The sequence below is a fragment of the Halomonas sp. QHL1 genome, from assembly GCF_001882345.1.
GTDB lineage: Bacteria > Pseudomonadota > Gammaproteobacteria > Pseudomonadales > Halomonadaceae > Vreelandella.
In genome coordinates this window covers 2,177,332-2,190,074 of sequence record NZ_MINL01000001.1, presented here as the reverse complement: position 1 = coordinate 2,190,074, position 12,743 = coordinate 2,177,332, and the positions used below count along the sequence as shown (strand labels likewise).

The following is a 12,743-nucleotide window of genomic DNA, read 5'->3' as shown; positions in this document are numbered from 1 at the left end:
CATTTCCATGCAGTCACTCAGCCAGCAGTTTATCGACCACCAATTCATCAACAATCAGTGGGTGCCCTCGGAGGGCACCCGAATGCTTGACGTAATGAATCCCTACCGCGAAGAGCGGATTGCCCAGGTAACCGCTGGGGATGCAGCGGATGTCGATGCCGCCGTCAAAGCCGCAAAGCAGGCTCAACCTGATTGGCAGGCGTTGGGCGGTGCCGCACGGGCAAAATACCTTGAGGGGTTTGCCGATGCACTGGAAGCCCGCCGGGATTCGATTATCACGCTTTCGGCGACCAACAACGGCAAGCCTTTAGCGGAAGCGGGTATTGACCTCGACGACGCGATTGCCTGCTACCGCTATTACGCCGGGCAGGCGAAGGCACTGGATGCACGCCAGGGCGAATTGGTCAGCGTGGAAATGGAAGGCGTTGAGGCGCGTACCTATCACGACCCCGTGGGCGTTGTGGGGCTGATTGCGCCGTGGAATTTCCCGCTGGTGACCAGTGCCTGGAAGCTGGCGCCCGCCTTGGCGGCTGGTTGCACCGCGGTGCTTAAGCCATCGGAAGTCACGCCGCTCCCCGAACGGGTACTGGCGGAGATCGCGCTGGAGATTGGCCTGCCCGCTGGGGTGCTCAACCTTCTTAATGGCGACGGGGAGGGCATCGGTGCACCGCTAACCAATCATCCTGATGTGGATAAAATCTCCTTTACCGGCAGCAACCGCGTCGGTGAAGCGGTGATGCAGGCCGCTTCCGCACGCACCGCCAGCGTCTCTCTGGAGCTGGGGGGAAAGTCACCGATCCTGGTGATGGAAGATGCCGACCCCGAACAGGCAGCCGACTGGGTAATGGCCGGTATCTACTTCAACGCCGGACAAATCTGCTCTGCAACTTCGCGGTTATTGGTGCACGAAAACGTGGCCGAAGCACTCTACGCCGCGCTTGCCGAGCGTATGGATGGGCTGACACTCGGCGACCCGCTGGACGAAGATACCGACTTAGGACCGCTAACCAGCGCCAAGCAGCGCGACGCCGTGCAGCGCTATCTGGATCTGGCCGAACAGGATGGGCTGACAGTAGTGCGCGATGCGACGCACCGCACCCTGCCTGCTCAAGGCTACTTCCTGGCGCCCACACTTTATCGCGATGTGCCGGTGGAAAGCCGCCTGTGGCAAGAGGAGATTTTTGGCCCGGTGCTTTGCGGTCAAAGCGTGGCAAACGAAGCCGAGGCGATTCAGCTTGCCAACGACAGCGTCTTTGGTCTGGCAGCCACAGTGATCAGCGGCGACCCTGAACGGGCAAAACGCATTGGCCGCCAGCTTAAAGCCGGTAGCATTTGGTACAACAGCGAGCAGCTGGTGCTACCCGAAACCGGCTGGGGCGGTTTCAAGCGCAGCGGCATTGGTCGCGAATTGGGCCCCTGGGGGCTAAGTGCCTACCTTGAAGTGAAGCATGTCATTGGGCCAGCTGATTGATATCGCTGGTTGAGAACTGATCAGTCGTCAAAGTGGGCCAGGTGGTGGGCCATCGCCTCTATATCTTCATCGGAAATGCCGCGCATGATGTCGATCATAGTGGTGTCGGGGCCGCCGCGAGTGCGGTCGCGATAGGCCACCATGGCTGCGAACAGATAGTCCTCGCGCTGCCCCGCTAGCCTCGGCATCTGCTCGCGACCGCTATAGTCAGAACTATGGCAACTGGCACAACCTTGGCTAGTGACTATTTCCTGACCCTGTTTGGCCAAGTCGGCGTCGCGCTCTCCTTCTGGTTCGGCGACCGGCTGGTCAGCGTAGTAGGCGGCCATCGCCTGGATCTCCTCGTCATCGAGACCTCGGGCCTGGGGCGTCATGATTTCGGACTGACGCAGGCGTTCGCGAAAATAGATCAACTGGTTAGTAATCGCGAGCGCTGGCTGTCCCGCTAACGAGGGTGTGCCGGGCTGGGTTGAGTTACCGTCGCTTCCGTGGCAAAAGCCGCAATACTGAACTTGCTCCTCCAACGGCAAACCCGCCGCCGGCGAGGTCTCGTCGGCGGCGGCTGCAAAAGGAAGCACAAGAACGGTAAACGCACCCATTGCCAGCAGAGCGCGCCAAGAAGGCGCGCGCTGGGATAGTTGCATGGTGATTACTCCGCGTCGTAATCGGGGGTTTCGTAGCTGATGCGATAGATAGCACCATTTTGCTCATCGGCAACCAGCAGTGCACCATCAGGCATTTGCAGAACATCCACCGGGCGACCCGAGAAGTCATTCTCGTGTGGGTCGTGCAACCCCACCATAAAGGGCGACAGGCCCGCGCGTTCGCCATCGTCGGAAATTTTAGCCACTTGAATATCGTAACCCACGCTCAGCGCGCGGTTCCAAGAACCCCGACGGGCAATAAAGATGGCGTTTTGATACTCCTCAGGGAACATCTCACCATCATAGAATCGCATGCCTAACGGGGCGCTGTGAGGGTCCATCGTAGCGACTGGCATGGTCACACCATCACAGGAGCCTTCGGATCCCAAGTCGGGATCGACAATGCCGATGCCATGACAAACCGGGAAGCCGTAGAACGCGCCAGGCTCACTCACCCGGTTAAGTTCGTCATTAGGCCCATGCTCACTGAGCCAGTCCTGATTATTGTCGGTGAACCACAGTTCTCCAGTCTCGGGATGGAAGTCGAAGCCAACGCTATTACGCACGCCGCGAGCGACAACCTGCATATCGGAACCATCCGGCTCAAAGCTGTGAATGGTGGCATGTGAGTCTTCATCGACTTCGCAGCCATTGCAGGGGGCTCCTACCGGTATGTAAAGGCGGTCGTCGGGGCCGAAAGCGAGAAACTTCCAACCATGATGCTCGTCATCAGGCAGGCCAAAGGCGTCGGTTAACTCTTCGGGATCTGAAATAGTGCCATCGGCTACCTGCGATTCGATATCGTCATAACGCAGAATCCGGTTGATCGCGGCGACGTAAAGGCTGCCATCTTTGAAGGCGAGTCCGTTAGGTTGGGTGAGCCCTTCGGCAATGATCTGATGTTCGCGTTCCTCGCCATTATCCTGCACGGCATAGACTCGGCCGATGCTTCTTGTGCCTACGAACAAGGTGCCATCGTCGCCAAGCGCCATCATGCGTGCTCCGGGCATACCGTTTGCCCATATTTCGGCACTAAAGCCATCCGGTAGACGAATATCATCAACCGGAATGTTCTCCTCGGCGGTAGTCGTCATTGGCGTAGCGTGAGGTGCCAATGACGACCCAGCCATCTCGGCCGAGCGACCTTGCGCCCAGGCCGGCTGTGGTTCTTCTTCCGCGGCGCTCATAGTGCTTACCAACATAAGGCTGGCGGCGGAAATGGCTAGGGTCAGGCGCGTGAATACAGGAAGTGTCATGACAGGCTGTCCTTATTGTAATTATGTCGTGCGGCTCATGGGCCAACCTTCATGTTAGTAGCATCTGTAAAAAAAGCATAAATCTGCTTCGGCAGTTCACCGACGTTAATTAACCCTTAGCTGTTTCGAGCATCAGGTATGGGCTGCTGGCATCGCATAACGCCGGGTCGATTTCCCGGCTTTTACCACCTGCCCTGGCACGTCATGCCCGATGAGGTCTGGGAGGGTAGCGGCGACTTCCAGCAGTGCATCCAGATCGACGCCGGTATCGACGCCCATGGCCTCAAACATATGCACCAGGTCTTCGGTGCATACATTACCGCTAGCGCCGGGGGCGAAGGGGCAGCCGCCCAGCCCACCTAGTGAGGCATCAAAGCGGCTAATACCTGTTTGCCACGCCGCCAGGGCGTTGGCCAGCCCCATGCCGCGGGTGTTGTGGAAGTGGAGCGTGAACGGCGTTTCCGGCCAGCGCTCAAGCACGGCTGCGCACAGGCGTTTGACCTGGGCAGGGTTAGCCATACCGGTGGTATCGCAGAGCGTGATGCCCTGAATGCCAAGATCGATAAGCTTCTCAACCAGTTCCAGCACCCGCGCTTCGGGAACGTCGCCTTCGAAGGGGCAGCCAAAGGCGGTGGAGAGCGAGGCGTTGATAAACACGCCGCTGCCTTTGCTGACCTCCAAAATCGCCGCGAACTGTTCAAGGGATTGCTCTGGCGTCATGCGCAGGTTGGCTAGCCCGTGGCTGTTGCTGGCGGACATTACTAGATTGATTTCATTCACCTGGCAGTCAAGAGCGCGCTCGGTGCCCTTAACGTTGGGCACTAGAACGGTGATATCGACCCCTTCCCGACGCTGGATGCCGGTCACCACTTCAGCAGCATCGCGCAGGTTGGGAATCGCTTTCGGTGAGGTGAACGAGGTTGCTTCGATTCGCCGTAGGCCGGTGGTGGAGAGTGCGTCTACCCAGCGGATTTTCTCTTCCGTAGGTACAAAGCGCGCCTCAATCTGTAGGCCGTCCCGAGGGGCGACTTCGTTGATCTCGATTTTAGTGGGGCAAGGTGATATTTCGTTCATAAGGAAACTCCCTAGATGATGCCCGCTTGGCGCAGCTTGGCGCGGGTTTCGTGATCAATGCCCAGTTCATCCAATACGTCGTCGGTATGCTGGCCAAGTGTGGGACCGCCGTCGCCAATTCGCCCAGGGGTAGCGCTCAGCTTGGGCAGTACGCCGGGTACTTTTAGCGGTTTACCGTTGGGGCGAGTGAAAGTTTGAATCATCTCCCGCGCCAAATAGTGAGGATCAAAGGCGATATCTTCCGCCGTGTAGGGGTAGCCTGCGGGCACACGGGCTTCATCCAGCGCCTGTAAAATGGCATCCCGTGGGCGTTCTTCGGTCCACGTTTGAATCGCGGCATCAATCATTTCGGCATGCTGGCTACGCCCATCGTTATGGGCCAGGGCCGGGTCGTTGGCAAGATCATCGCGGCCAATCACGCCCATTAAGCGTTTGAAGATGCTGTCGCCGTTACCGGCAATCAACACGTAATCGCCGCCCTGGCAGCGGTAGGCGTTTGAAGGGGTAATGCCGGGTAGGGCGCTGCCGCTGGGTTCGCGAACCTGGCCGCTGGCATCGAACTCAGGCAGCAGACTCTCCATCATGGCAAACACCGATTCATACAGAGCAACGTCGATCTCTTGGCCCAGGCCGCTGCGGTTACGCTCCTGAAGCGCCAGTAGCGTGCCAATCACGGCATAGAGCGCGGAAAGCGAGTCGCCAATACTCACGCCAACGCGTACCGAAGGCTCTCCCGGCTGGCCGGTGAGGTAACGCAACCCACCCATGGCTTCGCCAATCACGCCAAAGCCGGGCTTGTCGCGGTAAGGCCCGGTTTGCCCATAGCCGGAAATATGCACCATGATCAGCCGTGGATTAAGTTTGGAGAGTGCTTCCCAGCCCAGCCCCCAGTTGTCCAATGTGCCGGGGCGGAAGTTTTCCACCACCACATCAGCCTCAGCGGCGAGCTGGCGCACTAGGTCTTGCCCCTCTTCACTACGCAAATCCAGCGCCACCGAGCGCTTGTTGCGGGTTTGAACGTGCCACCAGAGCGAGGTGCCCTCTTCAATCATTCGCCATTTGCGAAGTGGATCACCGGTGCCGGGCGGTTCGATTTTGATCACGTCGGCGCCGAATTCGCCCAACAGTTTGGTGGCGAAAGGCCCCGCAATCAGTTGGCCGAGCTCTAGAACTTTTAAGCCCTGTAGCGGAAGCTGGCGCGCTTCGGAAGCATTCATTAAGGCTGTCCTCTACTTATCGTTATCATCATTAATTGTCAGCATGCGTGAGCCGACCAAAGGCGACAATTAGGCAATGGGTAACAAAGGGTTCGTCGGTGACGAAGGTGTGCGCTAGCATAAGCGGGTCGCCTTCAAGGAGTCCGTTGCATGCGTCGCTTTGATTTTGTCACCCTTAAACTGTTTATCTCCGTGGCGGATGAAGGCCGTCTGACGGCGGCGGCGGAGCGTGAACACTTAGCCCTCGCCGCCGTGAGTAAGCGAATAAGCGACCTGGAAACGCTGGTGGGCACAACGCTGCTCTATCGTCGTCCCAGAGGTGTGGAGCTAACCCCCGCAGGCCAGGCGTTTTTGCATCATGCCCGGCGAATTATGGATAACATTGAGCGCCTGCAGGCCGAACTCAGCGAGTATGGCGAAGGCGTGCGCGGCCATGTGCGTATTCACTCAAATACCTCGGCGATTATTGCCTTTCTTCCCCAGGATCTCAGCGCTTTCTCACGTCTCTACCCGGAAATCAAAATCGATCTTCAGGAGCGGGTCAGTAGCGAAATTATTGCTGCCGTTCGCGATGGCCTGACCGATATCGGTATTTTTGCCGGCCATGTGGCGGCACCCGACCTTCAGCAGATCTCCTATCGACAAGATCGACTAGTGTTAATGACTCCTATCGATCATCCTTTAGCTGGGCGTGAAAGCATCGCTTTTCATGAAGCATTAGCTTTCGATTTTATCGGCTTACAGCAGGATACCTCGCTGCAGTCACTGTTAAATGAGCAGGCTAATCTGGCGGGTAAGGCGCTACGCATGCGTATCCAAGTGCGCAGCTTTGACGCTATCTGCCGGATGATTCATCACGGTATGGGCGTGGGCGTACTACCCGAGCAAACCATCTACAGTGACTTAGGCGATCTGCAGCTGAAAAGCATCCCGCTTAGCGACCCTTGGGCTCAGCGCGAACTGGTGATTGGCATGCGGCGCTATGCCTCGCTGCATGTGACTGCCCGGCACTTGGTGGATCACCTTACCCAGAAAGAGGATGAGCAATAGTCTCGACGAATTCTCTTTATGGCTTCGTGTTTTGAGAAAGCTAAGCATCGCTATTTATCTCTTCAGTGGCCCGAAACGTGTGACACAACGGGTTAACCAATAGAGATAGGTATTCATCTTTGGTCGTATGGCGGTGATAGGTTGGATTTAAAAGCCCGCTATAGCAGCGTTTATAGCCATCGTATTTGACGAAGCCAGCCTTCTTGAACGTCGATTTGAGCCCATTGGCAGCTTGTTTCAATATCGAATAAGCATCACATCCAATAACGACAACCTTAGAGAGTCTATCCCATGCGGAAACAACTGTTTGCCACGCTGGCTACCCTAGGCATGCTAACGACTGCGCCGTTCGTCTTGGCGAATCCTATCGAAATTCAAGTTAATAACACCATGAGCGAAGGCGGTTCGGAAAGCGCTGCGGTGGAGCGCTTTGCTGAGTACTTAGAAGAACAGGCACCGGGTCGCTTCGATGTTCGTCCCTTCCTGGCGGGTTCATTGGGCGGCGAAAATGCCGTTTTGGAACTACTGAATCTTGGTCAAACCCAGCTCTCCATCACTGGCGGTAACTGGCGCCAGCAGTACGCACCTGAATACGATGCCATTACTGTGCCCTTTGTGTTCTCAACCTGGGACGAAGTTGATGCCTATATGGAGAGCCCCTCTGGCCAGGCGCTGATTGAAAAGGCGGAGAGTCAGGGCGGCCTTAAATACTTCGGCACCCAGCACCGCGGCCCGCGCCACATGACCGCCAATAAAGCCATCCAAAGCCCGGAAGATCTTGATGGTTTCCGCATGCGCCTTCCCGCGCTGCCAGTTTGGATGGAAGTGTGGGAAGAGATCGGTGCCCAGGTCGTCAACGTGCCTGCGCCAGAGATTTATCTTGCCATGCAGACAGGGCAGGTTGATGGTCATGAAAACTCGCTCTCTTCGCCCTATACCCGCCGGCTATGGGAAGTGCAGGATCACATTATTATGACCAGCCATGTTCAGTTTCCGTGGAACTGGGTGGCAAGTGCGCGCTGGTGGGAAGGGCTTGAGGCCGAGGACCAGGCATTGATCGAAGAAGCTATTCATGTTGCCCGTGAGCATGGCACGGAGCGAGAACGCGAACTCGATGAGTACTACCTGGAAGCGCTGCAGGATGAAGGCATGACGATTGTTGAGCCTGATATTGCCGCCTTCCGCGAAGCCGCGTTACCGGCGATTGATCGTGTCATGGCCGAAATGGCCGACGGTGTTCGCGAAGATGCACTGGGTAACCAGAGCGAGTAATCCTCCTTTGGCAGAAACAGCGGCGGCCCACTGGGCCGTCGCTGTTTTACAGGTCAAGAAAGTTTTATAAGACAAGTAAGTTTTTCATGACAAATAACTTTTCATAACCGAAAAAAAGACGTCAGGGTAAGGAGTTCTGCTGTGGAAGACGCTGTAGCGCCCAGCCAAGGGCCGGATCGAATCGCTTTTTATACGCTGCGCGGTGTCACCCGCCTGTGTGATGGGGTAGGCGTGGCGTTAATGGCGGCCATTCTCATCCTGATTGTGGCAGCGGTTATTGCCCGCGACCTGCTGGGGCTGGGCATGCCCTGGACGGAAGAGGTAGCGTCTATGTTGGCCATCTATGCGATTGGCTTTGGCTCGCTATCGGCGTGGGTGCGCAGTGAACACCTGGTAGTCGATCTGTTTAGCCACAAGCTTTCAGGCCTGGGTAAAAATATTCAGTATCGTCTTACTGCACTGATTTCCTGCGGTTTTTTTGCGCTTGCTGCCTGGGGTGCATGGATTATGTCGGACATGAGCGCCAACAATAAAACGGTCTCGTTAAGTATCAGCTTCAGCTACCTCTACTACGGGGTATGTTTCAGCTTTTTGGGCATGGCGCTGATCGCCGTATGGCAAACCCTGCGAGGCCCAGTGCCTTGGCTAGAGGCGCCGCGTGAAGAAGCGCGTATAGAGGGGCGTGAAGTGGAGAATGCCAAGCCATGACCGAACTACTGATTTTTGTTGGCGGCTTGCTCGTACTGATGGCGATAGGCTTGCCAGTCGTGGTCGCCATTGGTGTTACCTCCTTTATTGCTTTGGTAGCCACGGGCACTGGTGGCCTGCCCGTTGAGTTATTGCCGCTGCGCATGGTGCAAACGCTCAATAACTTCACTCTGTTGGCGATACCGCTGTTCATTCTTGCCGCCAATATTATGAACATTGGCTCCACTACCACGCGAATTTTTGACTTTGCCACAGCGTTGGTAGGGTTTACCAAGGGCGGCCTGGGGCACGCTAACGTGGTGGCCAGCTCCATTTTTGCCACTATGTCAGGCACCGCCGTTGCCGATGCCGCAGGGCTTGGCAGTATTGAAATCAAAGCCATGAAAGAGCGTGGCTATGCGCTGGATTACTCCACCGGTGTGACCGCTGCTTCCAGCGTTATCGGCCCCATTCTGCCGCCCAGCATAGCGCTGGTGGTTTACGGCTGGCTGGCCAATGTAAGCATCGGCGGGCTGTTTATGGCAGGGCTATTGCCGGGGATGTTGATGGCGCTGCTGTTGATGGGGATGACGGTACTGCTGGGTGCGACTGGCAAGGTAGTCATGCCTAAGCCGACCCCTTTTGATGCCTGCGAAGTGGCCCGAACCGGTAAACGCGCCATCTTGCCGTTAATGATGCCGGCCATTATCGTCGGCGGTATTTGGGGTGGCTTCTTCACCCCCACCGAGGCGGGTGCTATTGCCTCGCTCTATGCGGTAATTCTAGGCGGGCTGATCTATCGCGATTTGAACTGGCGAGACCTTTATAGCGCCTTCCGCCGTACCCTTATGTTCAGTGCAGTGATCCTGCTGATTATTGCGGTCTCCAGCTTTTATGGTTGGATACTGGTGCGTATGGGAATTCCTCAGGCCTTGGCAGGCCAAGTCGCCAGCATCGATATGCCAACGTTTGCCCTGCTGCTCTGCTTTGCGCTGTTCTTCCTGCTTATCGGCTGCTTTATGTCGGTGATCGAAAGCATCCTGATTTTCACCCCCATTGTGGTACCAGCCGCGCTAAGCGCCGGATTGGATCCCGTTCATTTCGGTATTGTGATGGTGATTACGCTCTCGGTGGGGGTTATTACCCCACCGTTTGGCACCGTGCTGTTCCTGATGGTCGGGATCACGCGATTACGCTACGGCCAGGTGGTCAGGGCGATCATGCCTTTCTTACTGCCAATTATTGCGACGATCTTGTTGCTGATCGCAGTGCCTGGTCTGGCCACTTGGTTGCCACGGGTGATGGGGTATTAGAAAAGAGGCTTAGTCAGCGGGTAAGATCCGCCCTGGGTTCATCAGCCTTTTGGGATCGAACAGCGCCTTAACCCCCTTAACAAGCTCCCGTTCAATAGGTGATAGCCGTGCCAAGTAGGGGGCTTGCTTGGTGCGGCCAATGCCGTGTTCGGCGCTGATGCTACCGTGAAAATCATCGAGCACTTCAAACAGCTGCTCCTCCAGGTCGTGCAGGTGGGCTTTCTTATCGCTATCCGCCATTGTCATGGGTGGCAGGATATTGAAGTGTAGGTTGCCGTCCCCCACATGCCCGTAGGCAATAATTTCGCACTCGGGTGACGTCGCCATGACCACGGCACTGGCTCGGCTGACGAAGTCGGGTATCGCCGAGATGGGCACCGAAATATCGGTGCGCAGATGCTCACCGCGTCGCCGCTGGCCTTCCAGCATGCTTTCACGGAACTGCCATAGCTGGGCCGACTGGGTGTCGCTGGATGCCAACGCGCCATCCAGCACCAGTTCGCGTTCCATGCCGTTTTCCAGCAGCTGTTCCAGCATCGAACCTAGATCCACCGGCCCTGTGGCGGCAACCTCCATCAGCACGTACCAGGGGTAGGCGCTTTCCATCGGGTCGCGCAGCTCTGGCGTCGCTTCCATGGCTAGCTCGATACAGCGGCGGGGAATCAGCTCAAAAGCCGTTAGCAGATCACAGCAGTCGCGGCGCGCCAGGCCATACAGGTCGATTACCGCCTGGACGGAGGGCAGACCCAGCAGGGCGGTACGGTTCTGGGTCGGGCGCGGGGAGAGCTTTAAAACCGCACCGGTGACGATGCCTAGAGTGCCTTCGCTGCCAAGAAACAGCTGCTGAAGGTCGTAACCGCGATTGTCTTTATGGAGCGCGTTAAGGCTCTCCCATACGCGGCCATCCGGCAGAACCACCTCAAGTCCCAGTACCAGCTCGCGCATCATGCCGTAGCGCAGTACGTTAAGCCCGCCTGCATTGGTGGCGATATTACCGCCAATCTGGCAACTGCCTTGAGCGCCCAGCGAGAGCGGGAAGTCGCAGTCATGGTCAAAAGCGGCCAGTTTAACGTTTTCAAGGATGCAGCCCGCGTCTACGATAATGGTGAAGTTAATCGGATCGATGGCACGCACGCTATTTAAGCGCTCTAGACTGATCACCAGTTCCTGACCGTTTGCTGCGGGCAAAGCGCCTGCCACCAGACCGCTATGGCCGCCCTGGGGCGTCATCGCGACCCCTTGTTCGTAGCAGCGCTTTACCACCTCGGCGACTTCTGGGGTAGTTGCTGGGCGGGCCACTGCCAGCGGTGTGCCTAATGTATCCCCCGCCCAATCGCTAACGTAGCGCGCCATGGCGTCTGGCTCGCGGACTAAACCCCGCTCGCCGAGCAGGCTGGTTAGCTCATTTAGAAAGGAGGTGGTGTCTGTCATTAATTCTCTTCCTGCCAGGCCGCGCCCTCGGGGAAGCGGTGCTGGGCTTGGGATTCTGTGTGCATGGCGATACTGTAACCTGGCGCTTCAGGCACTTGGTAGCGGCCACGGTTGATGACCACTGGATCGATAAAGTGCTCGTGAAGGTGATCTACATACTCAAGTACGCGACCTTCAAGGCTGCCGGATATCGCGATATAGTCGAATAGGGAAATATGTTGGGTGTATTCGCAAAGTCCAACGCCACCGCCGTGGGGGCAGATCGGCACGCCGAACTTGGCGGCCATCAGTGTTACTAAAATCACTTCGTTAAGCCCGCCCAAGCGCGCCGCATCTAGCTGGCAGTAGTCGATGGCATCTGCCTGGAAAAACTGTTTGAACATCACTTTGTTGTGACAGTGCTCGCCAGTGGCGACGCCGATAGGCGCAACCCGGTGGCGGATTTCGGCGTGGCCAAGAATATCGTCAGGGCTGGTGGGCTCCTCTATCCATAGCGGATCAAATTCGGCCAGCCTGCGCATTTTGGTGATCGTCTCGTCGACTTCCCACACCTGATTGGCGTCCATCATCAGCACGTTGTCCCAGCCGATCTCTTCACGCAGCAGCGCCGCGCGGTGAGCATCATCTTCGATGTCACCACCAATCTTCTGTTTGAAGTGCGTCCAGCCTTCAGCCAGCGCTTCCCGAGCCAGGCGGCGCACTTTCTCGTCGCTGTAACCCAGCCAGCCCGCTGACGTGGTGTAGGCGGGGTAGCCATCGCGGCGCATTTCGGCTTCGCGGGCTGCTTTGCCGGAGGCCTGACGGCGCAGCAAGCAGATAGCCTCTTCCGGCGTTAACGCATCGGTGACGAAGCGAAAATCAAGGCAGCGAACCAGCTGTTCCGGAGTCATATCCACCAGCAGCTTCCATACCGGCTTACCTTCTTTTTTCGCCCACATATCCCACACGGCGTTAACGATGGCGGCGGTGGCGAGGTGAATCGCACCTTTGTCGGGGCCAATCCAGCGCAATTGACTATCGCCGGTAATTTCCCGCCAGAAGGTGCCCATATTGTCGGTAATGGAGGCCAGAGAGCGACCTTCAATCAGCGGCGCCAACGACTGTAAAGCAGTGACCACAATCTCGTTGCCGCGGCCAATGGTAAAGGTTAAACCGTGCCCCTCGGGGCTGCCGTCATCGGTGTGCAGGATGACGTAGGCGGCGGAGTAGTCCGGCGCGGCATTCATGGCATCCGAGCCATCCAGTGAGCGCGAGGTGGGAAAACGAATATCCTGGATCTCGACGCGAGTGATGATTGTCATGGTGCGCTCCTGGGCTGCGATATGAGT

The 12,743-nt window shown here is 57.1% G+C and carries 11 protein-coding genes; 5 read left to right on the top strand and 6 right to left on the bottom strand.

All coding sequences use genetic code 11. From position 1 onward, the window contains the following. Positions 1–7: 7 nt before the first annotated feature. On the top strand, positions 8–1,471 hold the full coding sequence (locus tag QHL1GM_RS10015) for an aldehyde dehydrogenase family protein (protein WP_071694346.1): 1,464 nt from the start codon (positions 8–10) through the stop codon (positions 1,469–1,471). Positions 1,472–1,491: 20 nt separating this feature from the next. On the opposite strand, the gene QHL1GM_RS10010 is transcribed toward QHL1GM_RS10015, so the two are convergent. From QHL1GM_RS10010 to QHL1GM_RS09995, 4 genes are all read right to left on the bottom strand, one after another. Continuing rightward, positions 1,492–2,115, bottom strand: a complete 624-nt coding sequence (locus tag QHL1GM_RS10010; RefSeq protein ID WP_083570999.1) for a cytochrome c — start codon at positions 2,113–2,115, stop codon at positions 1,492–1,494. Between the two features lie 5 nt (positions 2,116–2,120). Next, positions 2,121–3,371: a sorbosone dehydrogenase family protein gene (locus QHL1GM_RS10005; RefSeq protein ID WP_071694345.1), complete on the bottom strand. Its 1,251-nt coding sequence runs from the start codon at positions 3,369–3,371 to the stop codon at positions 2,121–2,123. Positions 3,372–3,503: 132 nt separating this feature from the next. Then, positions 3,504–4,445, bottom strand: a complete 942-nt coding sequence (locus QHL1GM_RS10000) for a hydroxymethylglutaryl-CoA lyase (RefSeq protein ID WP_071694344.1) — start codon at positions 4,443–4,445, stop codon at positions 3,504–3,506. An 11-nt stretch (positions 4,446–4,456) separates the two neighbouring features. Further along, positions 4,457–5,662 (bottom strand): CaiB/BaiF CoA-transferase family protein, encoded by a 1,206-nt coding sequence (locus QHL1GM_RS09995; RefSeq protein ID WP_071694343.1) that lies wholly within the window; start codon positions 5,660–5,662, stop codon positions 4,457–4,459. A 150-nt stretch (positions 5,663–5,812) separates the two neighbouring features. Between QHL1GM_RS09995 and QHL1GM_RS09990 the strand changes: the two genes are divergently transcribed. The 4 genes from QHL1GM_RS09990 to QHL1GM_RS09975 all read left to right on the top strand — a co-directional run bounded on the left by QHL1GM_RS09990 (position 5,813) and on the right by QHL1GM_RS09975 (position 9,984). After that, positions 5,813–6,712, top strand: coding sequence for a LysR family transcriptional regulator (locus QHL1GM_RS09990; protein ID WP_071694342.1), 900 nt, complete (start codon positions 5,813–5,815; stop codon positions 6,710–6,712). A 291-nt stretch (positions 6,713–7,003) separates the two neighbouring features. Next, on the top strand, positions 7,004–7,984 hold the full coding sequence (locus QHL1GM_RS09985; protein ID WP_071694341.1) for a TRAP transporter substrate-binding protein: 981 nt from the start codon (positions 7,004–7,006) through the stop codon (positions 7,982–7,984). A 141-nt stretch (positions 7,985–8,125) separates the two neighbouring features. Continuing rightward, positions 8,126–8,692, top strand: a complete 567-nt coding sequence (locus QHL1GM_RS09980; protein ID WP_071694340.1) for a TRAP transporter small permease — start codon at positions 8,126–8,128, stop codon at positions 8,690–8,692. Beyond that, positions 8,689–9,984: a TRAP transporter large permease gene (locus QHL1GM_RS09975; RefSeq protein WP_071694339.1), complete on the top strand. Its 1,296-nt coding sequence runs from the start codon at positions 8,689–8,691 to the stop codon at positions 9,982–9,984. Before QHL1GM_RS09980 ends, QHL1GM_RS09975 begins: the two co-directional genes overlap by 4 nt. A 9-nt stretch (positions 9,985–9,993) precedes the next feature. On the opposite strand, the gene QHL1GM_RS09970 is transcribed toward QHL1GM_RS09975, so the two are convergent. Then, positions 9,994–11,415, bottom strand: coding sequence for an FAD-binding oxidoreductase (locus QHL1GM_RS09970; protein ID WP_071694338.1), 1,422 nt, complete (start codon positions 11,413–11,415; stop codon positions 9,994–9,996). Then, positions 11,415–12,716 carry an L-fuconate dehydratase gene (locus QHL1GM_RS09965; protein WP_071694337.1) on the bottom strand — a complete coding sequence of 434 codons (1,302 nt, stop codon included), beginning with the start codon at positions 12,714–12,716 and terminating at the stop codon, positions 11,415–11,417. The genes QHL1GM_RS09970 and QHL1GM_RS09965 overlap by 1 nt, the downstream gene beginning before the upstream one ends. Positions 12,717–12,743: the final 27 nt, after the last annotated feature.